The sequence below is a fragment of the Paenibacillus sp. lzh-N1 genome (assembly GCF_002872435.1).
Classification (GTDB): domain Bacteria; phylum Bacillota; class Bacilli; order Paenibacillales; family Paenibacillaceae; genus Paenibacillus; species Paenibacillus polymyxa_C.
On sequence record NZ_CP025696.1, the window covers coordinates 4000047 to 4026124 of the forward strand.

The following is a 26078-nucleotide window of genomic DNA, read 5'->3' on the forward strand; positions in this document are numbered from 1 at the left end:
TTCGAAGTATTTAGTTTCCGGGCTGGAAAAAAACGCGTACCAGCTGTCAAGGGGGGAGTCTGCCTTATTGACTACAAAACTAAAATTTCGAATGATCTCGGTCTGCTATTCTGTAGTTTATTATCTTATTTGAAGGTGGATAAAAATGAATTCAATTGAATATAAAGAGTTTTATGATAAGGTTGGAAAAATCAACGGATGGGATTTTAGCAATGTGAAATGTATTTCTGAAGGAGTAAAATGGGACTTCTATAATGAAGTGTCGAAGACGTGCGAGAAGTCGGACATATTGCTTGATATCGGCACGGGTGGCGGGGAAGCTATTTTGTCAATAGCGGCTTCTGCATTACTTTTAGTCGGAATTGACCAATCTGCTGGAATGATTGATACGGCAAGAAAAAATTCTACTGAAGCAGACATAGCGAATGTTCGTTTTCTACAGATGGATGCTGAAAATCTGAATTTTCCCAAGGAATTCTTTAATGTAATCTCTTCTCGACATTCGTGTTTCTCTGCAAAAGAAATAGCTAAGGTGTTAGTTAAGGGTGGTATATTTTTAACACAGCAAGTGAGCGAAAATGACAAATTAAACATTAAAGAAGCGTTTGGAAGAGGGCAGGCATTGGGTACTAAGAAAGACTCGTTGAAAACTCAATGTATTACAGATCTCAATGAAGCGGGCTTTAACGATATTCAGTCATTTGAATTTAATGCAACCGAATACTATCAGACTCCTGCAGACTTAGTTTTTCTTTTGAAACACACTCCCATTATTCCTGACTTTGGACAAAAACAAATGGATTTTGAAATACTCCAACAATTCATTCTGGACAACCAAACTCCAAAAGGAATTAGGACAAATGCAGAACGATTTATGATTATAGCTAGGAAGTAAAACATAAAGAGATACCCGCTTTGGGGTATCTCTTTTTTGCTTGCAATGCTTTAACGGATGAATTGGATGGACGAAAAATAATACTCTCACGCGGTTTATAAAATAAGCGTCAATCATTATATAACGATCAAGAAGAGAAATTTTCCTTTTGTAAACAGTTCTGAAATTCTCTTTAATTTTGATATAAACAATGTGTCGATTCTTGTCGATATAATATCTATTATAAAGAGAACTGAGGAGCGAATATATGAAATTTAACATTCGAACAAAATTGTTATTGGGTTTCCTTGCGGTAATAATCCTGTTGGTTGTGATTAGTACAGTATCGATCTCGAGAATGAAAAAGTTAGGCGATACTTCAATAGAAATTGATAGCCATTGGATGCCAAGTGTGACCATCCTCGGAACACTAAATGGTGATATATCTGATGTAGAGCGGCTCTCATTAAACATTATTGTAGAACGTGACCCGGAGGAAATGGAGAAGGTTCAGGCCGAATATGATAAGGTTTTAAAGAAAGTTGAAGAAGACCGAAAAACATACGAAAAATTAATTGCTACTCCTAAGGAACGTGAAATGTATGAACAATTCTCCAAAACTTATACGGAGTATTTGACTAAGTTACCAGAAATGATTGCAGCAGGGAGAGCTAATGATTACACTCAATCAAGCATTCTACACCAAGAATCCTATAAGTTATGGTATAGTTCAAACGATATGATCAGTCAGCTCATTAAGTTGAATGCAGATGGATCAAAACTGATTACGAAAGAAGCTGTTGACAACTTTATTTCAGGCAGACAATTAGTTATCGTTTTGAGTATTGCAGCCGTTATACTAGCATTGATCATGGCGATCATTATAGCCCAAATTATTTCTAAGCCCATTTTGCGCATCAGTCGTGCTGCTGAAAGCATTGCGTCCGGTGACCTTACTGGGGAAGCCATTGTCGTGAAAGGCAAGGATGAGATTAGTATTTTGGCCCATTCTTTTAATACGATGGTTGCAAATCTTCGTCAACTGATTCAGTCTGTAAGTAGTACGACCGAGCTGGTAACCACTTCCTCGGAGGAATTGACGGCCAGCGCAGAGCAAAATAGCCAAGCAACTGCGCAAATCACCGAAACAGTGCAAGAAGTTGCTACAGGGACAGGTGACCAGGTGGATATGGTGACCAAATCGTCCCAGGCTATTGAGGAAATGTCCATCGGTGTAGAACAAATTGCAATCCGTGCGCAAAATGTTTTTGCATCAGCTCAGGATGCGGCTCACAAATCAGCTGAAGGTAATCAGATGATCCAGCAGGCTGTTGTCCAAATGAATAGTGTGAATGACTCTATGAATAGCTTGGCTGATCTTATGGCTGGATTGGGAGAGCGTTCAGATGAAATCGGGAAGATTATTGATGTCATCACCAATATTTCAAGTCAGACCAATCTTCTTGCCCTGAACGCGGCCATTGAAGCAGCCCGCGCAGGAGATCACGGTAGCGGATTTGCTGTAGTTGCAGGTGAAGTGCGTAAGTTGGCTGAACAATCGGCTCATTCTGCTCAACAAATTACGGAGCTGGTGGGATTGATACAAAAGGATACCTCGCATGCTATTGAGGCGGTAGCGTCCAATGGGCGAGATGTCATGACAGGTCGGGAAGTCGTACAAAATGCGGGTGCATCCTTTGAGCTTATTCAGGAAACCGTTAATAAAGTGGCCAGTGAAATTGAAGAGGTCTCTGCTGGATCGGAGCAAATGTCTGCAAGTACCGATGAGATTGTTGGCTTTGTTAGACAAATTTCAGCGATTGCTGAAGAGGCTGCAGCTGGGACGCAGCACGTATCTGCCGCGACTCAAGAGCAATTGGCATCGATGGAGGAAATTGCTTCCTCTGCAAGAAACCTGTCCAAAATGGCAGAAGACCTACAAGGACAAATTGGTAAATTTAAAGTATAAATCGTATACCGGTTCTATATTTCAGGGGAAAAGCCGCTCTATTGTAAGCGGCTTTTTCTATTCATTTTTTAATAAATATATTTGCGATTAAAAGATGGAGATATGCGGAGCCTGTAATTGGAAAGATATGATACAATGGTGGGAAATTCTTTTGGGTTGGAGTGATATCATGGACAATAAAACTGAACTTAAAGCAAGCGACCTGCGTCAGTTAGCGATAGACAAAATCATAGCTACACCATTTTTGAATGATTTTAAATATCTGAAAAGCAGAAAAGTTTTGAAAAAAGAAAACAAGGAATTTATATTTGAAATTTGTTTCGGCGCGACCAAATATAGTGCATTAAAAGTTTACATTACCGTGGAATCCAAAAGTATAAAAAAGAAGTATAGTACAGGGGCTTGTTTTCACAGTGAGTTGATCGCTCTAACCAAGAAATATACGGGCAACAGGGATTACCTTGTGTCCACAGAAGTAGAAAGAGAACGAGTGATCCAAGAGATTGTGGAAGATATCTACACTTTCGCGTTGCCTTTTTTCAAGCGATTTGAAGATGTAGAAACCCTAGCAGAACAAGTACATAAGTCAGGCTTTTTACCGCATCGCAAACGTTTTGATAAATTTAATCCGTTGACGAAAAGATTCATTGATTTTTATTATCAAGGGGAGTAATGTAGCCATCTGGGACATTTTTGTCCTCACCTTTGGAAAGTAGATAAGCATTATGATAAGGAGAACGGTGTCCATGGAGTGGATATTACCGTTTTTCGAAAGAATCATGTACAATTTGTAAAAAGGATCAATATACTCCTCGGCATAACAAGATTTACCGAACGTGATCAATGTCTCGTTAAGAGGAGAGTCGGATGTTGCCCTGGAGGGTAGATTTTTACATGGGTAGCAATCGAATGAACAACACAGAGGCTGTATACACGGATATATACAATCATATTTTATAGGCAAAAGTCATCGCATTGAACGGGCTAGTGGTATGGATGTAAAAGATTTTAAAGCAAAGAGGGGATGAGAGCATGTGGAATAGTCTGACTTGGGTGATCGTCGGCGTGTTGTTGGTGGCGTTGGGTTGGATTGTTATGGCATGGCGTGGACGTAGCGGCAATCAACAACAATCGGATGAACATCGGGGCAGTAATGTTGTTGAATTTCGCCCTCGTAAGCCCGCCCGACAATCCCGCACTGGCAATGAAATGAAGTCTAAAGTGTTTTCGGGTACACGCGCGAATACAAAAGCGGCAGATATTCAGGCCCAAGCTGGATTTGGACTGTCTGACTCCATTCAGAGCACGAGTAAACAAAAATGCTCCTTTTGTAAAAAAGAAGAAAAATTAACCTTTTATGCCGATGATAATGGTTCGCTGTATGGGGTATGTAAAGAGTGTAAGCATAAGGCGGAAAGACAGGATATGCTGCCACTTTAGTCTATACAGACTATGGAGAACCATCATCAAATAATTCTTATAATTAATAAAAACTCCCAACCGTATGTAAGTAAATTGGTTAGGAGTTTTTTTGTTAGTGTTTTACTACATTGTTAGCGAATTTGCCTGTCAATCAATTCCTCTAGCGCATCAGCTATATGATCTGGTCCATAGGATAGTTCTTCCCGGCTTAAGCTCAACCAGGCATGACGCTCATCCATATCAAAGGCATTTTCCAGCCAACCGGACAAGCCTCTGCCTCTACGATCTACTTCTACAAGCACATGGACACCCTCGGGTTCCAACTGCATAATCAGCTCTAGCTCCTCGATATCCCGTGCATACTCCGAGCCAGGCGTAAACTCAAACTCCTGCACGAATGGAACACCGCGTCCAAGCTTGGGGTGACGTTCACAGGTGGAGGAACGGAATCGGAAGCCTAACAGGTGAACCGCCTCAAACACCGTACTCATATAAGGATGTGGCTCGATTTTGAGTGAATCACGATCGGTCGGGTCCAAAGCCATGCCAATGTCCAATGCTGTTTCCAGCCAGACAGGCTGTTTGGCATGAGTAACAGGAGTTTCCAAAGGCAACCTAAAGGAAAAAGGAGTTTCAAGCTCCTGTCCTTGCTTTAGATGAAAACCATCAGATACCTTGATCCGCGCAATGCAGCAGGTGGTGACGTTTTTTTTATCATCGTGCTCTACGATATATTCAGTCTTGAGTTCAATATCAATTTTGCCGATTTCCTGATCAATTTTACCGCCTTTGATACGTATGATGCCACTAAGTTCTTCTCCAGGCACATATACAGTCTGATCCACCAACGTATCGACTTTGGCTGAACCGATTCCTGCACTTGCTAAGATCTTGTTAAAGAAACTCATCATTCCGTCCCCCCGATAATCTTATGGTTATTATGCACAAAAAAATAAAAACTTGTACAGCTTAACGGATATACGGGGAAATAGCTTGAACCGTTCCAAAAAAATGCAAGAAAAAAGTAATGGAAAACAAGTGGGCGTATGGAGTTTGCCGCCCCATGTAGCTTACTATTCGCAGTTCACTTTATGAGGAGGTATAAAGCAATTACGACAACGAGGCTCATAAGCCTCAGAGTCACCGATCATCACGATAGGTCCTACAGTGGAAGGTTTTCCATTGACCATACGCTGCGTAAATACTGCTTCCGAGCTGCCGCATACAGCGCAGAAGGAAGTCAGTTTCTCGATGTCATCTGCCATAGCGAGCAGACCACCGACATAGCCGAACTCCTTGCCTCGGTAATCCAGATTTAGCCCATCGGCAATGACATGCTTTCCGCAATAAGCTAACTCTTGTATGAGCGACATAATATGCCGACTGAAAAACTGGACTTCGTCAAAGGCAACCACATCGGCATCTTTCGTTTCTTGCAAAATACGCTGAACGAGCTCATCCGTGAGTTTTCTTGGAATAGAGATAGCGGGCAGCCGATATCCGATTCGGCTTACAATTTCATCCTCCGCATAACGGTTGTCTTCAGCTGGTTTGTAAGCGACCACCTTGCGATGCCCGTATTGGATTAGTTTCTGACAACGGCGAATCAATTCGCCGGATTTTTCGCTGAACATGGGGCCTGTTATAATCGTAATTCGTCCTGTAGGCAAAGCGAATTCCCCTCTCTTAACATGTACATAACGCTGTAAATCTTCATCTCCGAAAGAAAACGCCATTATAGATTACCATAACGAGCCACATACAGACTAGAGAAAATATATTGTTTTTCGACATGTTTTTGTATGTCTATTCCTAAATCGTAAATGTGGTCGTCATTGCTCTGCCGCCGCGGGCATGATATGGTGAAGCGTAGTGGAATGAAGGGAAGAGTGGAAGGCATGGACGAAAAAAACACGGATTATAGTGCCAAAAAAAGAGTATTACTGGAACAAGGACTGATTAGCCGGCAAGCTCTGGAGCTAATCATTGAGTTGGAGACAGAGCTTGATTTTCTGAGCAAGCAAAATGAATCGTTTCGCAAGGCGTTGCGAGCCAAATCAGCACAAAGTCCAAGAATGGCTACCAAATTACGAGATGCACTGTATGAATGATATGGAGAGATATCTAGATTAGGTAGATGATGATTTGCAGCCTATGCCTAAACGCTAAATTTTGTACAGTGAAATAAAGAGAGTACAATAAGCTATATATAATCAATGTTAATGGAGGAGAAACATGACTATACATTGTGATGTCGCTATTTTGGGTGGAGGAACCGGAGGGTATGTAGCAGCAATTCGCGCAGCCCAGCTCGGCAAGGAAGTGGTGATCATCGAAAAGGACAAGCTGGGCGGAACCTGTCTGCACCGTGGTTGTATTCCGAGCAAGGCTTTGCTGCGCAGTGCGGAAGTATATGCAACGATTAAAGAAAGTGTGCAATATGGTATTGAGACATCGGGAGCACAGCTTGTATTTCCCAAGGTTCAGGAACGAAAGGAAGCCGTTGTGGAGCAGCTACACCAGGGCGTTCAATTTTTGATGCGGAAAAATAAAATTACGGTGCTGAGCGGTAAGGGACGCGTGATTGGACCGTCTATATTTTCTCCTAAAAGCGGCGCAGTGGCTGTGGAACTAGAAGATGGTGAGATGGAGACGATTGTTCCGGCACACCTCATTATTGCAACAGGATCACGTCCGCGTGTGCTGCCTGGACTGGAGCCAGATGGCGAATTTATTTTGAGCAGTGACGAAGCATTGACTATGGAGAACCTGCCAGCATCCCTGATTATCGTGGGTGGTGGGGTCATTGGCGTGGAATGGGCTTCCATGCTAAATGATTTTGGCGTGGAGGTTACGGTGGTTGAGGCCGCGAATCGACTTATTCCTACGGAGGACGAGGACGTTTCGCGTGAAATGCAGCGCTTGTTAACCAAGCGTGGTGTCAAGGTGCTGACGGGGGCACAAGTGTTGGCTGAAACCTACGGCAAGGATGAGGAAGGCGTACAGATTGACGTGCAAAAAGGTGAAGAAACCGAAACCCTCAGTGCTTCCAAACTGCTCATTTCTGTAGGTCGTCAGGCGAATGTGGAAAATATCGGGCTGGAAAATACGGATATCCGCGTGGAGCGTGGCTTTATCTCGGTTAATGAGCATTTGCAGACAAATGAGCCACATATCTACGCCATCGGGGATTGCATCGGCGGCTTACAACTGGCCCATGCCGCGAGTCATGAAGGCTTGCAGGCAGTTCATCATTTGGCGGGCGAAGAGTTTCACAGCGTACCCAACTATATGATTCCGCGGTGTATTTACACACGTCCTGAAGCCGCAAGCGTCGGCTTGACGGAGCAGGAAGCCCGTGAACGTGGACACCAGGTGAAAACAGGGAAGTTCCCTTTCCAAGCTATCGGAAAATCGCTAGTATACGGTAGTCGAGACGGCTTCGTGAAAGTGGTGGCGGACCAGCAAACCAATGATATTCTTGGTGTACATATGATCGGTACGCATGTAACGGATCTGATCAGCGAGGCCGCTCTTGCGCAATTGCTGGATGCTACGCCGTGGGAAGTCGGACAGCTTATTCATCCGCATCCAACGTTGTCGGAGATTTTGGGAGAAGCGATGCTGGCAGTTGATGGACAAGCGATAGGCATATAAACGTTTCAAATAAATCGGTACTTTTCTTTTTGGGGCGAAAAGGATTATAATGGGGTTAGTCAGAGTTTAGTACCAGGTTTTAAGACAAGATGGTACTAGGTGCTGAAAGTAGGATGTTTGACATTTAAGGAGGTGCCTCAATGAGTTCTAAAGGCGCTGTAGACGCTGGCTTCAGACATGAGCAGCTGGGACTTACTCACGGACAAGTAATTGATATGTACAGATATATGTTGCTCGCAAGAAGATTTGACGAGCGCAACATGCTCCTGCAACGGGCAGGGAAAATTAATTTCCACGTTTCCGGCATTGGACAGGAAGCGGCACAAGTAGGTGCAGCTTTCGCTCTGGACCGGGAAAAGGACTATTTCCTTCCCTATTACCGGGATTACGGATTTGTGCTTGCAGTCGGCATGACGCCGCGGGAATTGATGCTGTCGGCATTTGCCAAGGCAGATGACCCTAATAGTGGAGGGCGCCAGATGCCAGGGCATTTTGGTAGTAAACGGCTGCGTATTGTGACAGGCTCCAGCCCAGTAACGACACAGGTTCCACATGCAGTGGGTGTTGCGTTGGCCGCCAAGATGCAGAAAAAGGATTTTGTGTCGTTTGTTACGTTTGGGGAAGGCTCCAGCAATCAGGGGGATTTTCACGAAGGCTGTAACTTTGCAGGTGTACAGAAGCTGCCAGTCATCATTATGTGTGAGAACAATCAATATGCAATATCGGTTCCGATTCATAAGCAGTTGGCAGGCAAGGTAAGCGACCGGGCCTTGGGTTACGGATTCCCTGGTATTCGTGTCGATGGTAATGATGCGCTAGCCGTATATGCCGCGGTGAAGGAAGCACGTGAACGTGCTGTCCGCGGTGAAGGTCCTACGCTAATCGAAGCGATGATGTACCGTCTGTCCCCTCACTCCACCTCGGACAATGATCTGGCTTACCGGACCAAGGAGGAAGTGGATGAAAACTGGGCCAAGGACGGCGTAGCCCGCATGAAGAGTTACTTGATTGAATGCGGCATTTGGGACGAGGCCAAAGATGCAGATCTGTCGGCCGAGCTGCTGCTCGAAGTCAAGGAAGCCATTGAATATGCAGACAATGCGCCTTTTCCAAAGCCTGAAGATACGCTGCTGCATGTGTATGCTGATAGCGATGGGGAGGGTCGGTAACGATGGCGATTATGGAATATATTGATGCGATACGTCTTGCTATGAAAGAAGAAATGGAGCAGGATGAAACGGTTTTTGTATTAGGTGAGGACGTCGGCGTAAAAGGCGGTGTTTTTACAACGACTAAGGGGCTCATGGACCAATTCGGTGAGCAACGTGTCATGGATACGCCATTGGCAGAGTCGGCGATTGCAGGCGTTGCGATTGGTGCGGCAATGTACGGAATGAAGCCGATTGCCGAAATGCAGTATTCGGACTTCATGCTGCCGGCGACGAATCAGATTATTAGTGAAGCGGCTAAAATCCGCTACCGCTCTAATAACGATTGGAATTGCCCTGTGGTGATCCGCGCCCCCATCGGTGGCGGTATTTTTGGTGGTTTATATCATTCTCAGTGTCCAGAATCTATCTTTTTTGGTACACCGGGTTTAAAAATTGTTGCTCCATTTACACCTTATGATGCCAAAGGATTGTTGAAAGCAGCCATTCGTGACCCTGATCCAGTGCTGTTTTTTGAAAATAAAAAATCCTACAAGCTGATTAAGGGTGAAGTGCCTGAGGATGATTATATCGTTCCAATTGGCAAGGCTAATCTGCTACGTGAGGGTGACGATATTACGGTCATCGGATATAGCCAGCCGTTGCATTTTGTTATGCAGGCAGCTGAGGAATTGGAGAAGGAAGAGGGCATTACCGCACATGTTGTGGATTTGCGCACACTCCAGCCTTTGGATCGCGAAGCCATTATTGAGGCTGCACGACATACAGGTAAGGTTTTAATCGTTCATGAGGACAACAAAACGGGCGGTATCGGTGCCGAAGTATCGGCTATTATTAATGAAGAGTGTCTGTTCGAACTGGATGCACCGATTGAGCGTCTGTGCGCTCCTGATGTGCCAGCCATGCCGATCAGTCCACCGATGGAGAAGTTTTATATGTTAAACAAGGATAAAGTGAAGGAAGCCATGCGTCGTCTCGCAATGTATTAATATAGAGCAGATTCGGGCGAAAGCATTCCAAAAGTGTAGTGGGGCAGCGATAAAACGCGCCCTTCTATGATGTTAAGGAGTTGAAAAAAATGTCAGACCAAACACAATGGAACGACGTGACTATGCCGCAATTGGCTGAATCGCTCGTATCAGCGACAATCGCCAAATGGCTGAAACAACCTGGTGACCCAGTAGAGCAATTCGAGCCAATTTGCGAGGTCATTACAGATAAAGTGAACGCAGAAATTCCCTCCACATTGGATGGGATTATGGGTGACCTGTTGGCAGAGGAAGGTCAGACGGTAGCGGTAGGCGAGTTGATTTGCCGTATCCAGACGAAGTCGGCTGCACCTACAGCATCAACAGGAGGGACACCTGCGGCATCAGCATCTCAAAGCAACGTGCAAGCACAATCCCAGCAGAGTGCTGGATCGGATCAGTCCATGCGCGGACGTTTTTCTCCAGCGGTCCAAACACTGGCTGCTGAGCACAATATAGACTTAAGCAGAGTGCCAGGTACAGGCATGGGGGGAAGAATTACCCGCAAAGACGTGTTGAATTTTGTGCAGCAGGGCGGCTCTGCTCCAACTGGAGTGACTGGTCAGACGAGTGGAACCACGCAAGGACAAGGATCTCCTTTTACAGGACTCCAGCAGTCTGCCGTTCAGCATAGTGCACCAGTTCAAAATATGGACCCTGCGATTCCGGTGCGCAACAGCGGCATTCATTTAACGGAAGCTCCAAAAGTTCCTATGATCGAAGTTGAGGGTGGCAACAATAACAGATCCGAGTATTTTATTGATGTTACACCCATTCGTAGTGCAATTGCCCGCAATATGCGGCAAAGTGTTTCGGAAATTCCTCATGCCTGGACGACGATTGAAGTGGATGTGACCAATCTAGTGATGCTCCGTAACAAGATCAAAAACGAGTTCAAACAAAAAGAAGGCATCAATATTACGTATCTTGCTTTTCTCATGAAAGCAGTTGTGAATGCAATCAAGGAATATCCGATCATGAATTCGGTATGGGCAGTGGATAAAATTATCATCAAAAGAGACATCAATATTTCGTTGGCCGTAGGTACAGAGGACTCCGTTCTTACTCCTGTTATTAAAAAAGCCGATCAGAAAAATATTGCTGGCTTAGCTCGTGAAATTGACGATTTGGCACGTAAAACTCGCGAAGGTACACTCAAACTGGACGACATGCAGGGTGGAACGTTTACCGTCAACAACACAGGTTCCTTTGGTTCAATTTTATCTTATCCGGTGATTAACTATCCGCAGGCTGCAATTCTTACCTTTGAATCCATTGTCAAAAGACCAGTGGTTATTGATGATATGATTGCGGTGCGCTCAATGGCTAATCTGTGTCTGTCGCTGGATCATCGTATTTTAGATGGAGTGATTTGCGGACGATTCCTGCAACGGGTTAAAGAAAATCTAGAAGGCTACACCTTGGATACGAAGCTGTACTAATCATCCGAACAGTTAGGTAAATGGACGGAGAGGAAGTGACAGGCCGTGAATAGACGACCGCTTGATGTAACCTATACGAATAGGATGGAATATGCCCATGCTTGGGATGTCCAGAAGGAGATTGTGGGAAAGCTGGATGCAGGGGAGGCGAGAGAAACGCTTATGCTTCTCCAGCATCCACCAACCTACACCATTGGTTCCCAGAGGCATCCTGAGCATTTGCTCCTTACACCAGAGCAGCTGAAAGAGCAGGGAATCAGCGTCTTTCAGATTGATCGTGGGGGAGACATTACATATCATGGACCAGGGCAACTTGTCGGATATCCCCTACTTGTGCTTGGCAACCGAGAGGCGTTAAATCTGCACGGATACCTTCGAAGTCTGGAAGAAGTGATCATTCAGTTGCTGGCATCTTATGGGATTGAAGGGAGCCGTAAGCCTGAATATACGGGGGTATGGATCGGGAATCTTAAAATTGCGGCCATTGGTGTCAAATTTAACAAATGTAAGCACCGCCGGGGCTTCGTAACCAGCCATGGCTTTGCCTTTAACATCAAGTCAGGAATACAGCATGAGGGCTTTGAAGGCATTGTTCCGTGCGGAATTCAGGAATACGGTGTGACATCATTAGAGGACTGTACACAGCAGTCTTTTTCGGTGGAACAGATTGCGAAGGAAATTGTACCGTACTTTGAACAGCAATTTTCATTTGCTGCGCAATGGCAAACGCATTCCTTCCAATAAAGGTCAGGCGGGCAATTGTGTAATTAACACGGGAGCCCGCCTCTTTGCTTGTGCAGCAGCTCGTCCACACATAGCTTCAACGGATCTTGAAGTAGTTCAACCTTGAGCGGTATAGCTATTATAGTGGCATAATAAACGGCTCAATCACCATGAACAGTGTAGAACCAATCATAGCTGCGAGCATAACGTAGACGAAAAAACGAACCCATTTTTTGTTAGACATGTGTAACTCCTTTAGGATAGGTTTAAGTCATAGATAAGAACATCTATCCGTATTGTAACGTAATCGGGAAAGAGAGGAAAGTTTAATGACAGTAGAGATAGTAAAAGACCGAATCGTACAGGAATTTATGGAACTCGTACAGGTGGATAGTGAAACGAAGGATGAACAGGAAATATCACGTGTTCTGAAAGAAAAGTTTAATGCACTTGGACTGGAAGTCGTAGAAGATGATTCTCGCGAAAGAACGGGACATGGTTCGGGCAATTTGATTGTTACCTGGAAAGCGGAAGGTGTGGAGCAAGCACCCAAAATATTTTTCACCTGTCACATGGATACCGTGACTCCAGGCAAAGGAATCAAACCGCAGTTGGGTGAGGATGGCTGGATTCGCAGTGATGGTTCAACAATTCTGGGTGCGGACGACAAGGCTGGGATTGCTGCTTTGTTCGAGGCGATTCGTGTCGTGCGCGAGCAGAACATACCCCATGGTCAAATTCAGTTCGTGATTACGGCTGGCGAGGAATCTGGTTTAATGGGTGCACGGGCGATGAAGCCGGAAGTCCTGGATTCTGACTTCGGATACGCTTTGGATTCGAACGGTGAAGTCGGTTCTATTTGTATAGCTGCTCCCACACAGGCACGTATTGAAATGAGAATTACTGGAAAGTCCGCTCATGCGGGGGTCAATCCTGAAGATGGCATTAGTGCCATTCAAGTCGCTTCTAAAGCAATTTCTAAAATGAAATTGGGACGCATTGATAAGGAGACGACTGCTAACATCGGCAGTTTCGAGGGCGGCGGCGCGACGAATGTGGTCTGCGATTTTGTATTGATCCGTGCGGAGGCTCGCAGTATTGTACAGGAAAAGGTTAATCATCAGATTCAGCATATGCGTGAAGCGCTCGAAACCACTACGCGTGAATTTGGTGCTCAGGGAGAGTTCCGCAGTGAAGTCATCTATCCAGCATTCAGCTTTACGGAGCATGATGAAGTTGTACAGGTTGCACAGCGTGCCATTCAAGGACTGGGAATGGCAACATCAACCTTCCATTCCGGTGGCGGCTCAGATGCCAATGTATTCAACGGGCTTGGTATTCCAACGGTGAATTTGGCGGTAGGCTACCAGAACATCCACACCACAGAGGAAAAGATCAAGGCCGATGATCTAGTGAAGGTTGCTGAAGTAGTCGTAGCTCTGATCCAAGAAACTACAAAGTAAGACTTACTTCTTACATTTACAATATACCAAGAAAAAAGGGTTCAGGCTAAAGACAGGAACGGTGTTCCTCCTTTAGATCTGAACCTTTTTTGGAACAGTTAGCGAAGCAATAGTGGCTGTAGGTCCGTATTCCTTTTGCCATTGACGCAGGAGGGCTTGTATCTGCCAGGCTTTGCCAACAATATGAAGGGTGGTTTCAGTTCGGTAACTTTTCATGTTCTGAAATCTCCTTATAGCAGAAGTTTTGATATACTACCCCCAGCATATGTCCCAAGTGGACAAGTTAGACTAATGTTGGAGATAATTAATAATGAAAGAAAGATAGAAGACGAAGGAGGCAACATGTCTGATGAACGACCAAACGAACGAACAAGTGAACAATCCAACAAACAATACACTTCGCAAGCCTTTTTCCAATCCTGCGCTGGAGGAAAAGACCGTGTCCACACAGCCTATTTTTGAAGGAAAGGTCATTACGGTACAGGTAGACACGGTAGAGCTTCCCGACGGTTCCACTGGAAAGCGTGAAATCGTAAAGCATCCAGGTGCGGTGGCAGTTTTGGCTCTGCATGAAGGGAAAATGCTGGTGGTGGATCAGTACAGACAAGCTATGGGGCGATGTGAGGTTGAAATCCCCGCAGGCAAGCTGGAGCAAGGTGAAGACCCGCTGGAAGCAGCGGGACGTGAATTAAGAGAAGAAACAGGCTATACAGCCAAATCGTTGAAGCTGCTGCACTCTTTTTATACATCTCCTGGCTTTGCGGATGAAATCATACATCTGTATGTGGCCGAAGACCTGGAGCGAGGTGAGATGGAACCGGATGAGGATGAATTTCTGGAGCTATATGAAGTGACCCTGGAAGAAGCGCACACGCTTATTCGTGAAGGACGCATTAGTGATGCCAAAACGATTCTGGCCGTCTATGCATGGCAACTTCGCCAACAAACAGGGAGCTTCTAAGCGGATGGATACAAATATAATAGAACTTAACAACTACTTTGCAGACTTGCATATTCATATTGGCAGAACGGAGAAAGGAGCTCCAGTCAAAATTAGTGGTAGCCGTGATCTAACGTTTGCCAATATAGCCAAGGAAGCCTCCGGTCGCAAAGGGATTGGGCTTATCGGGATTATTGACTGCCATGCGCCTAATGTACAGGAAGATATTCGTAGCTATTTGCATACAGGTGAAATGGAAGAAATCAGCGGTGGTGGCATCGCATACAGAGATACAGTGATTCTACTTGGCACGGAGCTGGAAATACGGGCTGAAGGTCGTCCCGAAGCACACGTACTGGCTTATTTTCCTGATCTGGCGGCGATGGAGGATTTTACCCAATGGCTGAGTAAGCATATGAAAAATGTCAATCTCAGCTCACAACGGATCTACGCACCGCCACGTGAGTTGCAGCAGCAAATTTACGGTCGTGGAGGCATTATGGTGCCTGCGCATGTGTTCACTCCGCATAAGGGCATTTACGGCAGTTCTGCAGCCCGTATGGAGGAACTGCTGGATATGGAGCTCATTAGCGGGGTGGAACTGGGGCTGAGCGCAGATTCATCTATGGCTGGTTTGATTTCGGAGCTGGATCGTTTCAGCTTTCTCACGAATTCAGATGCCCATTCACTCGGGAAAATTGGACGAGAGTACAACAAATTATCATTGGCGAAGCCGAGTTTTGATGAATTCAGGATGGCTTTGGAGCGGCGTGAAGGACGACGAGTGTGTGCCAACTACGGTTTGAATCCCAAACTTGGAAAATACCATCGCTCTTACTGTCAAAGCTGCGGTACGATTATTGATGAGCAGCAGATGGCGGACGAACGTTGCCCTAACTGTGGGCATACCAAGCTGGTGCGGGGTGTGCTCGATCGAATCTGGAGCATTGCCGATCGTGAACAGCCCGTAATTCCCTCCCATCGTCCTCCGTACATTTACCAGATTCCGCTGGAATTTATTCCAGGCTTGGGTAAAGCCAAGCTGAACCAGCTGTTAGCAGCCTTCGGGACAGAAATGAATATTTTACATGAGGTTACGCAAGAGGAACTGTCAGAGGTCGTCGGTACAGTGTTGGCAGAGCAGATTGTGCTTTCACGCGAAGGACGCCTGGCGCTGTTATCCGGTGGTGGTGGAACATACGGAAAAATAGCGAAGTCCTAGTAAAGTGTCCTAGTCAAGTCTTGTCTCCCTAAAAAGGCATATCAGCGTCTGCTTGTTCATAACCATAAAATATCTCTGCCGTTGGCTTGGTGCATCATTCGTGATGTTAGATTTGCAGCGAAAGCTGCCCCATTTCTAGCCATCAGCCGTCGGATTACGGTTGTTTTTTGGACAAACAAGCAGATGAAAGGGGCAGGACCCGATGCAATGGTTTCGTCATACGTTAAAGGATCAGACGCCGTATTATGTTTTCTTGGCTGTACTGTTTCTAGTGGGAGTTGTCTTTGGCGCACTCATGGTAAATGCACTCTCCCTGGAACAGTTACAGGATTTGTCCCGTTACCTGAAGGACTTTTTTGTGACGGTCAATCAAAACAAGCAGGGCTTTGCTGATTCGCAGGCGGCCTCGACCTTTTGGGACAGCGTATCACTACATCTTAAATGGGTGGGCCTCATCTGGGTATGCGGGCTTTCGGTCATCGGACTCCCAGGTATTCTTGTATTGAATTTTCTCAAGGGTGTGCTGATTGGATTTTCTGTAGGTTATATGGTAGGGCAATATTCGTGGAAAGGACTATTATTTTCATTGGTTTCCGTTGCTCCACATAACCTGCTCGTGATTCCGGTACTGCTCGTCTGTAGCGTGGCTGCGATGACTTTTTCCATTCATATGATCAAAACTAAAATACTTGCTACTCGACCATCAGACGGGATGTTGCGTCCGTTGCTTTCTTACGCAGGATTGACTGCTGTGATGATGGTGCTGCTTATCGGCAGTGCATCCTTTGAAACCTGGGTCACCCCGGTTATGATGCAATGGGTCACTCCTATGCTGACGGCTTCCGTGACATCTTGAACTCATTTCAAAATGTTTGACTTTATTTGTATAGACCCCCTATAATAATAGGAGTGAAAAAAAGTGCAGTAGGCAGTAGCTTTGCAGGGGGAGGGAGACACATGGAAGCACGGATCGAAAAAATTAAGCAGCAGCTGCAATCCCAGGGCTACAAACTAACGCCTCAGCGGGAAGCCACCGTCAGAGTTTTACTTGAGAACGAAGATGATCATCTGAGTGCGGAAGATGTATTTATGCTCGTCAAAGAGAAAGCTCCCGAAATCGGTCTGGCAACCGTATACCGTACCCTAGAACTGCTAAGTGAACTGCATGTCGTGGAGAAAATTAATTTTGGCGATGGCGTTGCGCGTTATGACTTACGCGGCGATACAGCCAAACATCACCACCACCATTTGATATGTGTGCAGTGCGGCAGTGTAGATGAAATACTGGAAGATTGGCTTGGACCGTTAGAGGAGCGTTTGGAACGGGAATATAATTTTACTGTAGTGGACCATCGTTTGGACTTCCACGGTATTTGTTATCGTTGTAAGGCGAAGAACGATACAACTGCCCAGAAATCCTCGGGCAAAACCAAGAAAAACAAATCCCAGGATTAATAAGCTGACTACCCAAGCTCTCACCGACGAAGACGCGTTCGGGGGAGCTTTTTTGGTTCGGAATTTACTGTGTAGGATCAAGTGGTATAAAACAGAATAGCTTGTCATACCCTTCCATAGAGAGCCCTACATAGGGACTATATTTTGGGAAGGCGGCTGATCCACATGGTACTATCATTACGGAGAGGACTACAATGGCTGCGCTTGCTGATATTGTTCGGGGTGTTGGCATGTATGTTCTTTTATAGCCTCAGGCTGTTTACAGATTGGATAACACCTGTAGATCATTACCGAATACCGGAAGGACATGCAGTTAAGGTATTTGGCGGACAAACAGTGAATGAAGGGTCCGAGCAACGAATCGGAGTGTTGGAACGTTTACGTTTCTTTTATTGGTATGGTGAGTAGTCTATGTAATCTTCACGATGAGATGATGATATGAAGGCCGCACACGAAGAAGCAGGCGCAACAACTTGAATCGTTGTATGCAGGACAAGGAGACTTTTGGAACTCATGAAAATGTATATTCAACCTTTCGTTCAATATATGGAAGAGGAAAAAGGTTTGTCGCGCAGCACATTGGAAGCGTATCAGCGGGACGTACAGCAGTTTGCCGAATTCGCAGAAAGCTGTGGCCTTGAGCAGCCAGACAATGTACAGCGGTCACATCTGGTGCTGTATTTGGGGCATCTGAAGGAACAGGGAAAAGCCGCGGCGACAATTACACGTAGCGTCGCCTCGATACGCTCTTTTTTTCATTTTCTCATTCGGGAGGGAATCGCAATCCATGACCCGTCCGTTCTGGTGGAACTGCCCAAAGCCACTAAAAAGAAGCCCTCGGTGTTGACGCAGGATGAAATAGAGCGTTTACTGGCAGCGCCGGATGTGAGTGCCCCGCAGGGGGGACGAGATAAGGCCATGCTAGAGTTGTTGTATGCGACGGGCATCCGCGTATCAGAGCTGATTGCCCTGAACGTGTGTGATGTGCGCATAGATTTGCGCTTTGTACACTGTGGCGGTGAGGCGGGCAAGGAGCGTGTTGTACCGATCAGTCGTGAGGCATCACAGTGGGCACAAGCCTACTTGGACGAGCAGCGTCCAGCGTTGCTGCGACCCGGGCAGGGTGAAGAGGCTCAGACAAAGCAGGAAGCCTTGTTCTTGAATGTATCGGGTCAGCGGCTCAGTAGACAGGGCTTCTGGAAAATAATTAAGAAGTACGCTCAGGAAGCAGGCATAAGCAAGGATATCACGCCCCATACGCTGCGGCACTCCTTTGCGGTACATATGCTGGAGGGCGGAGCGGACTTACGCTCTGTACAGGAAATGCTGGGTCATGCTGATCTAGCAACGACGCAGGTATATGCACAGACCGCTAGACGGAACATGAAGGAAGTATATGAAATGCATCACCCGCACGGCGGTAACCGCACTTCTCATGATAGCAAGGATCAAACGTAACGTCGCTTTGCTATTATAGAAAGTGTGATAATGATATAACTTTACGATTGTACAAGTCAGGAGAGATATTTATGTCAACAGCCAACCAAGCTACAATTCAGGAAGCAGCAGACTATATCCGTGCCAAGAGCGGAATAACTCCAGAGATTGGTCTTATTCTGGGATCGGGCCTCGGTATTTTGGCAGATTTGATTCAAGATGGAGTTAGTATTCCCTATCAGGATATTCCCCATTTTCCCGTATCAACGGTAGAAGGCCACGAGGGGGAGTTACTGTTAGGCACTATTGAAGGTCGCGCTGTCGTCATGATGAAGGGGCGCTTTCATATGTATGAGGGCTATGGCCCGCAACTGACGGCTTTTCCTGTTCGGGTAATGAAGCAGCTCGGGATTCAAAGCCTACTCGTGACAAATGCGGCAGGTGGTGTAAACACTTCCTACAAAGCGGGCGATCTGATGGTCATCTCGGATCATCTGAATCTGACCGGACAAAATCCGCTGATTGGACCGAACGATGCTGCTCTGGGTGTTCGCTTCCCAGACATGTCAGAGGCATACAGCCGCCGCTTGCGTGAAATTGCCAAACAAACAGCTACCCAACAAGGCTTCAGCCTGCAGGAAGGTGTATATGCCGGATTGCTGGGACCCAACTATGAGACACCTGCTGAAATCGTTATGCTGCGTACACTGGGGGCAGATGCAGTAGGGATGTCGACCGTGTCTGAGGTTATCGTAGCTCGTCATGCGGGGATTGAGGTTTTGGGCTTCTCCTGTATTACCAATATGGCTGCAGGCATTCTGGACCAGCCTTTGTCTCATGGTGAAGTGATGGAGACGGCAGAGAAGGTACGTGAACAATTTCTGAAATTGGTACTGGCGATTATTCCACAAATGTAGATTAAGTATAATTTTCCACTCGAAACGGTGGTTATATTCAAAGAACCCCATATCCGAGCGCCTTTTGATGGCGTGGGATACGGGGTTCTTTTACATACCGCGGTTGAGCTGAGTAAGATTGCCTAGTGAAGAGGGCGTGTGCTCCATGCAGCTGTATTCGCTTTTTCTGCCACAGTTAGTCTATGTCGCTCTTGCACCTTGATCACAATGACCATGAATATAATCCAGTAGATGGATAATGAGTTCAGAAAACGGCTATCTGTTATATTATTTAACACGATGAACAGGAAGAAGACGGCTGCCGTCAGCCAAGTATACATATCTGTTTTGCCGATTCTGAATTTAAATAAGGTAGTTACGACGAGTATAACCGTTGCCAGTAGTCCTATAAGGCCCACATCGATCCACAGATCTCGAAAGCCGCTATGGCTGCTGGTCAGATCAAAGCGGATGCCGTTCGCATAAATGCTGGGCCGGGCTGCCCAGAAGGAGCCATAACCATGGCCGAACCAGTAGTGGCTCTGAATAGCACCATCAATTCCCTGCCAGATTTCCGTTCTTCCGGTTAAGGTTGTTGTTTTTCCGAATTCCGAGGCAATCGCATCTCCATAAGTAAAGGTAAGTGCCAAACCCAAAAGAACAAGTAGGCAGGAACAGCTAACAAAGAACCCCCGCAACGCGATGCTTCGAATTCTTTTGAATAGCAATATAAACAAAATAAATACGAACAGTGAAGATGTCAGCACCAATGAGGTGGTAGATTGGCATTCGATGAGTAATAAGGCATTGAGTAAGATGAAGCCAATATGTAAAGCTTTGCGTGTGCCCCTGAAAAAATAAATGACATGTGAAACAAAACTTAACAGAGAGAGGGTTCCAAGTGTATTTTTATGGCCGGAGATTCCCTTCCACAGTCCAGTATGTTCTACACCGCCATGAATGGCAAAGGAAGGAACGAGTACAACGGCGAGTAGATTGAGTACGCTCAGGATACTTAATGTAACGACTAAGAGGCGTATGCAGCCCTGTGTTGTATAATGGGTGACCAGATAAAGTCCAAAGGTAGAGAAGGCAATAAATTTGAGAACCATGAGCACGGAAGAAGTCTGCTCTTGTTCAGCCCATATACAGGAGGCGGCGATGTACATCATGAGTAAAGTCAGCAACGGATTATCAGCTAGGGTTGCGATTAATGACTTGAGTGAAGGCAGAAGCATGGTGTAGCTGAACAACAAGATAAGCAGGGAAATCGTGATCACTCTGGGAGACAAACCCTGACAGGCAAAGGGGATCGAGAAAGCCAGTAAACCGGCTACTGTGAGTATGTGTTTCACGGTTTCACCGCCTAGATACGTTATGTATCTATAATATACAAAATGTATCTCCTTGTACAATCATATAAAATATTTATTTTCATTTTTCGCGATCCTAGAGCAAGCCTTATTGTGCATATACTCAGTCCATGCTAAGAAAATGAAGAATTCTTCGGCATAGTCTGAAAGTATTTTCACGTTTTTAACAATGGGGGTGTTTGGGTGGCAGATTTTACAGACCGATTGAAGTTGAATTTGAGCGGTACGGGCAAAGAGTTAACGCCTCAGCAGTTAAATGACAATTTTAAAGCCATTGAAAAAGAATTCATGGAACGCAGTGTAAACGTAAGCTGGTTTGGAGCTGCTGGTGATGGTATTCAGGACGACACGGCATCTTTGCAAGAATTGATTAACAAGACCCCCGATTACTCCATTCTTCACATCCCCAGCGGCCGATACAAAATAACATCTACCCTTCAGATTCGGAAGCAGGGTATGCGCATTTTTGGTATTCATAAGGGCAGATACCGACAGGGTAAGGGAGTTACATCGATTGAATATTATGGCAAGGGCCCTTGTTTCCAAATTGGAGACGAAAGTCTGCCATCGTTTAGTGGCTTTCAAAATGTGCAGTTCCATGACTTATCGATCCGGTACGAAGGGACCGACAGAGCTACCTTAAATAATCCGTTTTCGCAGTCAGTGAAGCGCGGGTATTATGGCAAAGGTACTACGGGCATTCAGGATTGGAAGGGCGGCGGCGTTGTCCTGGATAACGTGTTGATTGAGCATTTTGAAACGGCTTTTTGGGGCTATGAAAGTGATGTGAACTTATTTAAATGCACGGAGATAAATTACAATAAAATAGGGATTCACTTGCAGAACAGAAGTTCACAGTTTACAAGCATTGCGCTTTTTACGCTCGGAAACGATACGGCGCTGGACCTGAATAGTTCTAACGGGGCGAGATTCATGGCTAGCCAGCACATTAAGGATGGGAGCCCCAGTGATATTCCCATTCTAATAAATGATTTTATGAATGCAGAATTTATAGGCTGCTGGTTTGAGGGACTAAGCAGAGAACACAAGGTGACAGTACCTTCTTTTATTCAAATTGGTGCTACGAAAGAAACCAAAAATGTTGCCTTGCGCGACTCTATTTTGGCGATAGCAGACAAATACGATGACACCCAATCAGTGTGCAATTATTTTGTGGATGTGGTCATTGGCAAAAAAGTTTTGGTGGACGAGGTGGGCGGATATCCCCGTAATCTAAAACAGCTTATTTGTTTCTCTGGTAGCTCCTCCACACAGCAGGTGACACTTCGCTCACATTTGGATTTTAGCTATAGCAATCATCGTTATGACGAAAATAATGGGACAGGGCAAGCGTTGTTGCTCGTAGAGAAATATTCGAATAACGGTATTGAACATTTGAATGAAACCTTTGTCAAAGCCTACCTTGGTTCAAGGCAAAATATCCCTGCAGGTAGCTGGCAGAAAGTAAGGTTCAATCAAATCAATCATGATGAGTTGACCGAATTCGATGGTTCGAATAGTCGGTGGCGAGCCAAACGAGCTGGGAAATACAGAATACAAGTATACGTTTCGACCGATCCCCAAGTAGATGGTAACCGGACACGGCTGGCACTTCACCTGAATGATGAGCAGCTTGCCGGAAGTTCTGCTTATGCATATCTCGATGACAGGGTGATTGGCGGGCTGAACTATGGTGCATTGAGTGGAGCAATGGAACTTAGACTTGAAGCGAATTCTTTTATTGATATACGGGTGTTTAGTCAAAATGCAGTGGATATTTTACCGGGTGGAGGTATTACATACCTCACCGTTAGCCGGATTTGAACGATTTTTATAGATCCTGTTACAGACGATACATGTTGTGTCATTTATAGATTGGAAAATAGCACCATGCTGGCTCAGCTTGGTGCTATTTGATGTTTTTATCCATATGGAATATTTTTCTTTCAATCTGACGACAATGGTTAGCAGCACGCGAATAGACCGGAGAGATCAGTAAATGGACTCCGGTGCTTTACGCCAATATGTTGAGGAGGGGACCGATTGTGAAGAAAAAAGTGGTGGCGTTCATCCTGGCTTGTCTGGTAGCCTTGACTGCCGTCCCTGTCGGCGGTTGGGCCGAAGAAAGCAGACCTGAAAGCAAAACCAAAGTAGGATCAGCAGCTGAGCTGGCTCCCGAGGCTCTTTCGGCGATCTTGATGGATGCAGATACAGGCACAGTCATCTATGAAAAAAATAGTCGTGAAAAGCTTCCTCCAGCAAGCATCACTAAGATCATGACGATGCTGCTAACAATGGAGGCCATTCATGATGGCAAGCTCAAGCTGACCGATAAAGTACGGGCCAGTGAGTATGCGTCTTCAATGGGAGGCTCACAAATTTTCTTGGAGCCGGGAGAAGAAATGACGGTCGATGAGATGCTGAAGGGAATTGCGATGGCTTCGGGCAACGACGCCTCTGTAGCGATGGCGGAGAAAATTGCGGGGTCTGAACAGGCTTTTGTCGAGATGATGAATGCCAAGGTGCAGCAGCTCGGACTCAAAGATACGCATTTTGCCAATTGCAACGGTTTACCCGTAGAAAATCACTATTCCTCTGCGCATGATATTGCGGTTATGAGCCGGGAACTGTTGAAATATCCACAAATTACGAAATATACGGGAGCGTATCAGGACTATTTGCGCAAATCCTCGGTCAAGCCCTTTTGGCTGGTGAATACGAATAAGCTTGTTCGCTTCTATACCGGAGCAGACGGTCTGAAAACGGGCTATACGTCAGAAGCAAAGTTCTGCCTTTCCGCTACGGCGAAGCGTGATGGCTTACGTGTCGTAGCTGTCGTACTCGGTGAGCCGAACACGAAGATACGCAACAATGAGGTTTCTTCCATGTTCGACTACGCATTTTCTCAATATACAATGAAATCCATATATAAACCAGGTGAAAAGCTGGGCAGTGTAAAAGTTGAAAAAGGTGTATTACCAGAGCTGGAAATTCAGGCTGACCGTTCTTACAGTGTGCTGGTGAAAAAAGGCGGCAACAAACAAACACTGCGTCACGAGCTGCAACTGACTCCAAGCCTTAAAGCTCCTGTCCGGGTGGGTGACCCTGTTGGTAAGCTGGTCGTCTATCAGGATGGACAACGCCTTAAGGAGTTTAATATCACTTCGCCTGTGGCGATCGAGAAGGCCGGCTGGTGGAAATTGTTTAAACGTACCATGTCAAACCTATTTTCTTTGTAGATTTTACGGGGTTTTCTTCTAGTTTTGTCGGAGGGCAGGAATCGTCTGCGACTACGTAGAAATCCTTGTCCAAGACCGGGAGGAGAGTGAGCAAGCATGAACCTGCAAATTGAAATGGAGCATCACCGGGGAGTACTTATTGTAAGGCTGTCTGGTGAACTTGATCACCATACGTCGGATATGGTCCGTATGCAAATGGATGAGGCGATTCAGCACCGGCAATGCGAGCATATCGTGCTCAGCCTGAAGAATCTTCAGTTTATGGATAGTTCCGGCCTTGGCGTTATCTTGGGACGATACAAACTGATCAAGCAAAAGGGCGGGAAAATGGCAGTCTGTGATGTCAATCCGCCGGTACATCGATTGCTGGATATGTCAGGCTTATTTAAAATCATGCCCATCTATGACAACGAGGGAAATGCGCTCACGGAATTGGAGGTTGTGTCATGAGAGAAGGCACGGGGAACAATTTCATGAGCTTGCAGTTTGCCGCCAAATCGGAAAATGAAGCATTTGCCCGCGTGGCTGTGGCAGCCTTTATTTCCAGGCTTGATCCCACGATGGATGAGCTTAGCGATTTGAAGACCGTCGTGTCTGAAGCGGTGACAAACAGTATTATTCACGGTTATGACAGCGATCCGTCAGGTGTTGTAACGATTAAAGTTGGGATTGAAGCGGACGTGATCACGTTAGTCGTTGAGGATGCAGGACGGGGAATTGAGGATCTGGAGCTGGCCAAGCAGCCTCTCTATACGTCCAAGCCTGAATTGGAACGCTCTGGGATGGGCTTTACGATTATGGAAAATTTCATGGATGAGTTCGAAGCAGTCAGTGAGCCGGGCGGAGGCACGTCGGTCCGGATGAAGAAAAGGATTGAATCCAAGAAAGCTTTATATAATTAGGAGTTGATCCTATGGAAGCAGGAGGAAAAAAAACTTCGCACAGCTATTTGGAGGATACAGAGGTCAAGCGGCTTATTGCACTGAGCCAATCTGGTGATAATGATGCTCGTGAGACACTGGTCAATAGTAATATCCGGCTCGTCTGGTCTGTCGTGCAGCGCTTTATGAACCGGGGGTATGAACCTGACGATCTTTTTCAAATTGGTTGCATCGGATTGTTAAAATCGGTGGATAAATTCGATCTCAGCTACGAAGTCAAATTTTCAACATATGCGGTACCGATGATTATCGGTGAGATTCAACGGTTCCTTCGAGATGACGGTACACTCAAGGTTAGCCGTTCCTTGAAGGAAACAGCCAATAAGGTCCGTAAAATGAAGGACGAGCTATCCAAACGGCTCAATCGTCTGCCTACAGTCAAGGAGGTTGCTGATGAGCTGGGAGTGACACCGGAGGATGTTGTTTTTGCGCAGGAGGCGAATAAGCCTCCTACCTCGATTCACGAAACGGTGTTTGAAAATGACGGGGACCCGATTACACTTATGGATCAGATTGCCGACGAATCACAGGAAAGATGGTTCGACAAGCTGGCGCTGAATGAGGCCATTGACGGATTATCTGAGCGGGAGCGATTGATTGTGTACCTGCGTTATTATCGGGATCAGACTCAATCAGAGGTTGCAAGTCGTCTTGGTATTTCTCAGGTGCAGGTATCACGATTGGAAAAAAAGATTTTACAACTGATCCGCGATCAGATTGCCCAATAATAAAGGGCAGGATTTTAGTAAAACTTTATGCTTACGCATTTTAAAGGGTATTCCAAAGCCATTTTAATGGCCAGGAGTACTCTTTTTTGCGTGTGACAAA

General features: G+C 45.8%; 28 protein-coding genes. 23 read left to right on the plus strand and 5 right to left on the minus strand.

Annotated features, from left to right (window positions below):
* The first annotated feature begins 145 nt into the window (after positions 1 to 145).
* The 4 genes from C0638_RS18040 (at position 146) to C0638_RS18055 (ending at position 4283) form a co-directional block, all read left to right on the plus strand.
* A complete protein-coding gene (locus tag C0638_RS18040; protein WP_025675619.1) occupies positions 146 to 895 on the plus strand; it encodes a class I SAM-dependent methyltransferase in 750 nt (249 codons plus the stop codon).
* Between the two features lie 247 nt (positions 896 to 1142).
* On the plus strand, positions 1143 to 2843 hold the full coding sequence (locus tag C0638_RS18045; protein WP_058711126.1) for a methyl-accepting chemotaxis protein: 1701 nt from the start codon (positions 1143 to 1145) through the stop codon (positions 2841 to 2843).
* A gap of 169 nt (positions 2844 to 3012) precedes the next feature.
* Complete coding sequence (locus tag C0638_RS18050) at positions 3013 to 3516, plus strand: hypothetical protein (RefSeq protein ID WP_058711125.1); 504 nt, start codon at positions 3013 to 3015, stop codon at positions 3514 to 3516.
* A 359-nt stretch (positions 3517 to 3875) separates the two neighbouring features.
* Positions 3876 to 4283, plus strand: a complete 408-nt coding sequence (locus C0638_RS18055; RefSeq protein ID WP_025675622.1) for a hypothetical protein — start codon at positions 3876 to 3878, stop codon at positions 4281 to 4283.
* Between the two features lie 113 nt (positions 4284 to 4396).
* Here the strand turns inward: C0638_RS18055 and C0638_RS18060 are convergent, their stop codons facing one another.
* Positions 4397 to 5173, minus strand: a complete 777-nt coding sequence (locus C0638_RS18060) for a sporulation protein (protein WP_058711124.1) — start codon at positions 5171 to 5173, stop codon at positions 4397 to 4399.
* A gap of 165 nt (positions 5174 to 5338) precedes the next feature.
* The gene (locus tag C0638_RS18065) at positions 5339 to 5935 is read right to left on the minus strand and encodes a thymidine kinase (RefSeq protein ID WP_170973174.1); all 597 of its coding nucleotides are present in this window, start codon (positions 5933 to 5935) and stop codon (positions 5339 to 5341) included.
* A gap of 207 nt (positions 5936 to 6142) precedes the next feature.
* Here C0638_RS18065 and C0638_RS18070 point away from each other — a divergent pair, with 207 nt between their 5' ends.
* From C0638_RS18070 to lipB, 6 genes are all read left to right on the plus strand, one after another.
* Positions 6143 to 6376, plus strand: coding sequence for a hypothetical protein (locus C0638_RS18070; RefSeq protein ID WP_014599988.1), 234 nt, complete (start codon positions 6143 to 6145; stop codon positions 6374 to 6376).
* A 124-nt stretch (positions 6377 to 6500) separates the two neighbouring features.
* Positions 6501 to 7922: a dihydrolipoyl dehydrogenase gene (lpdA, locus tag C0638_RS18075; protein WP_058711123.1), complete on the plus strand. Its 1422-nt coding sequence runs from the start codon at positions 6501 to 6503 to the stop codon at positions 7920 to 7922.
* A 140-nt stretch (positions 7923 to 8062) separates the two neighbouring features.
* The gene (locus C0638_RS18080; protein ID WP_013371751.1) at positions 8063 to 9091 is read left to right on the plus strand and encodes a thiamine pyrophosphate-dependent dehydrogenase E1 component subunit alpha; all 1029 of its coding nucleotides are present in this window, start codon (positions 8063 to 8065) and stop codon (positions 9089 to 9091) included.
* 2 nt (positions 9092 to 9093) lie between these two features.
* Positions 9094 to 10080 carry an alpha-ketoacid dehydrogenase subunit beta gene (locus C0638_RS18085; RefSeq protein WP_013310796.1) on the plus strand — a complete coding sequence of 329 codons (987 nt, stop codon included), beginning with the start codon at positions 9094 to 9096 and terminating at the stop codon, positions 10078 to 10080.
* A gap of 89 nt (positions 10081 to 10169) precedes the next feature.
* A complete protein-coding gene (locus C0638_RS18090; RefSeq protein ID WP_058711122.1) occupies positions 10170 to 11561 on the plus strand; it encodes a dihydrolipoamide acetyltransferase family protein in 1392 nt (463 codons plus the stop codon).
* A gap of 45 nt (positions 11562 to 11606) precedes the next feature.
* A complete protein-coding gene (lipB, locus tag C0638_RS18095; protein ID WP_025675624.1) occupies positions 11607 to 12305 on the plus strand; it encodes a lipoyl(octanoyl) transferase LipB in 699 nt (232 codons plus the stop codon).
* Between the two features lie 118 nt (positions 12306 to 12423).
* Here lipB and prli42 read toward each other — a convergent pair whose 3' ends face one another.
* Entirely contained in the window at positions 12424 to 12528 is a 105-nt protein-coding gene (prli42, locus tag C0638_RS18100; RefSeq protein ID WP_016822268.1) for a stressosome-associated protein Prli42, read from the minus strand.
* Between the two features lie 85 nt (positions 12529 to 12613).
* Between prli42 and C0638_RS18105 the strand changes: the two genes are divergently transcribed.
* A complete protein-coding gene (locus C0638_RS18105) occupies positions 12614 to 13747 on the plus strand; it encodes a tripeptidase T (RefSeq protein WP_040103459.1) in 1134 nt (377 codons plus the stop codon).
* A 72-nt stretch (positions 13748 to 13819) separates the two neighbouring features.
* Here the strand turns inward: C0638_RS18105 and mciZ are convergent, their stop codons facing one another.
* Positions 13820 to 13963: a Z-ring formation inhibitor MciZ gene (gene mciZ / locus C0638_RS18110; protein WP_013371746.1), complete on the minus strand. Its 144-nt coding sequence runs from the start codon at positions 13961 to 13963 to the stop codon at positions 13820 to 13822.
* Between the two features lie 133 nt (positions 13964 to 14096).
* On the opposite strand from mciZ, the gene C0638_RS18115 reads away from it, so the two are divergent.
* From C0638_RS18115 to C0638_RS18145, 7 genes are all read left to right on the plus strand, one after another.
* Positions 14097 to 14708, plus strand: coding sequence for an NUDIX domain-containing protein (locus C0638_RS18115; RefSeq protein WP_058711121.1), 612 nt, complete (start codon positions 14097 to 14099; stop codon positions 14706 to 14708).
* Positions 14709 to 14712: 4 nt separating this feature from the next.
* On the plus strand, positions 14713 to 15909 hold the full coding sequence (locus C0638_RS18120) for an endonuclease Q family protein (RefSeq protein ID WP_058711120.1): 1197 nt from the start codon (positions 14713 to 14715) through the stop codon (positions 15907 to 15909).
* 202 nt (positions 15910 to 16111) lie between these two features.
* Entirely contained in the window at positions 16112 to 16765 is a 654-nt protein-coding gene (spoIIM, locus tag C0638_RS18125) for a stage II sporulation protein M (protein WP_013371743.1), read from the plus strand.
* A gap of 101 nt (positions 16766 to 16866) precedes the next feature.
* On the plus strand, positions 16867 to 17364 hold the full coding sequence (gene fur, locus C0638_RS18130) for a ferric iron uptake transcriptional regulator (protein WP_013371742.1): 498 nt from the start codon (positions 16867 to 16869) through the stop codon (positions 17362 to 17364).
* Between the two features lie 165 nt (positions 17365 to 17529).
* A complete protein-coding gene (locus tag C0638_RS18135) occupies positions 17530 to 17772 on the plus strand; it encodes a YqzK family protein (RefSeq protein WP_013371741.1) in 243 nt (80 codons plus the stop codon).
* Positions 17773 to 17877: 105 nt separating this feature from the next.
* Positions 17878 to 18822 (plus strand): site-specific tyrosine recombinase XerD, encoded by a 945-nt coding sequence (gene xerD, locus C0638_RS18140; RefSeq protein WP_058711119.1) that lies wholly within the window; start codon positions 17878 to 17880, stop codon positions 18820 to 18822.
* 71 nt (positions 18823 to 18893) lie between these two features.
* Positions 18894 to 19718: a purine-nucleoside phosphorylase gene (locus C0638_RS18145; RefSeq protein ID WP_025675629.1), complete on the plus strand. Its 825-nt coding sequence runs from the start codon at positions 18894 to 18896 to the stop codon at positions 19716 to 19718.
* A gap of 122 nt (positions 19719 to 19840) precedes the next feature.
* Here the strand turns inward: C0638_RS18145 and C0638_RS18150 are convergent, their stop codons facing one another.
* A complete protein-coding gene (locus tag C0638_RS18150; protein ID WP_058711118.1) occupies positions 19841 to 21052 on the minus strand; it encodes an O-antigen ligase family protein in 1212 nt (403 codons plus the stop codon).
* Positions 21053 to 21253: 201 nt separating this feature from the next.
* On the opposite strand from C0638_RS18150, the gene C0638_RS18155 reads away from it, so the two are divergent.
* The 5 genes from C0638_RS18155 to sigF all read left to right on the plus strand — a co-directional run bounded on the left by C0638_RS18155 (position 21254) and on the right by sigF (position 25978).
* Positions 21254 to 22894, plus strand: a complete 1641-nt coding sequence (locus tag C0638_RS18155) for a glycosyl hydrolase family 28-related protein (RefSeq protein ID WP_058711117.1) — start codon at positions 21254 to 21256, stop codon at positions 22892 to 22894.
* 221 nt (positions 22895 to 23115) lie between these two features.
* Positions 23116 to 24309, plus strand: a complete 1194-nt coding sequence (locus C0638_RS18160; RefSeq protein ID WP_013371735.1) for a D-alanyl-D-alanine carboxypeptidase family protein — start codon at positions 23116 to 23118, stop codon at positions 24307 to 24309.
* 96 nt (positions 24310 to 24405) lie between these two features.
* The gene (gene spoIIAA / locus C0638_RS18165; protein ID WP_058711116.1) at positions 24406 to 24759 is read left to right on the plus strand and encodes an anti-sigma F factor antagonist; all 354 of its coding nucleotides are present in this window, start codon (positions 24406 to 24408) and stop codon (positions 24757 to 24759) included.
* Positions 24756 to 25211 (plus strand): anti-sigma F factor, encoded by a 456-nt coding sequence (gene spoIIAB, locus C0638_RS18170; protein WP_013310781.1) that lies wholly within the window; start codon positions 24756 to 24758, stop codon positions 25209 to 25211. The genes spoIIAA and spoIIAB overlap by 4 nt, the downstream gene beginning before the upstream one ends.
* Before the next feature lie 11 nt (positions 25212 to 25222).
* Positions 25223 to 25978, plus strand: a complete 756-nt coding sequence (sigF, locus tag C0638_RS18175; protein WP_013371734.1) for an RNA polymerase sporulation sigma factor SigF — start codon at positions 25223 to 25225, stop codon at positions 25976 to 25978.
* Positions 25979 to 26078: the final 100 nt, after the last annotated feature.